Annotated in this window: 2 protein-coding genes; one reads left to right on the forward strand and one right to left on the reverse strand. The window is 42.7% G+C overall.

The window, feature by feature from the left end:
* On the forward strand, positions 1 to 331 hold a 331-nt coding region (locus ACS8FD_RS24650), incomplete at its 5' end, for a superoxide dismutase family protein (RefSeq protein ID WP_439277779.1).
* A 99-nt stretch (positions 332 to 430) separates the two neighbouring features.
* Here the strand turns inward: ACS8FD_RS24650 and ACS8FD_RS24655 are convergent.
* Positions 431 to 505, reverse strand: coding sequence for a hypothetical protein (locus tag ACS8FD_RS24655; RefSeq protein WP_439277780.1), 75 nt, complete (start codon positions 503 to 505; stop codon positions 431 to 433).
* Positions 506 to 515: the final 10 nt, after the last annotated feature.

A 515-nucleotide genomic window follows, 5' to 3' on the forward strand; every position in this document is an offset into this window, starting at 1 on the left:
AGGTAAAACAGTAGCGCTACATATTCACGAAACTGGTAGCTGCGCTGATATGGGTAAAGCAGCAGGTGGTCACTTTAATCCTGATAACTTCCCCCACTCTAACCCAGATGATATGAACGGTCATGCAGGTGACTTGCCTAACTTAACAGCCAATGAAGATGGTGTTGCCACTATCAACTATGTGAACAAGCAAATTTCAGCAGCTCAAACAGGTAAATACAGTGTCAATCGCCGTGCCTTTATCGTTCATGCTGGCGCTGATGACTATACCAGTCAACCAGCAGGTAACGCTGGCGACCGTATCGCTTGCGGTATCATCGAAAAGAAATAATAACGTTTAGCTTAACTCTTATCAACAATAAAAAACCTCTTAGGATGCTAAGAGGTTTTTTTATAGCTTAAAATTATTTATAGTAAAGGTAAAAGAAGCTTATTCTTCTACCCATTCGCCTTTGCGCCAGTACACACCCCAACGCGTGGCTTTGCCGTTTTTCTCAGAGCCGATATACTGCTCT

The organism is Psychrobacter sp. 1U2 (genome assembly GCF_051847575.1).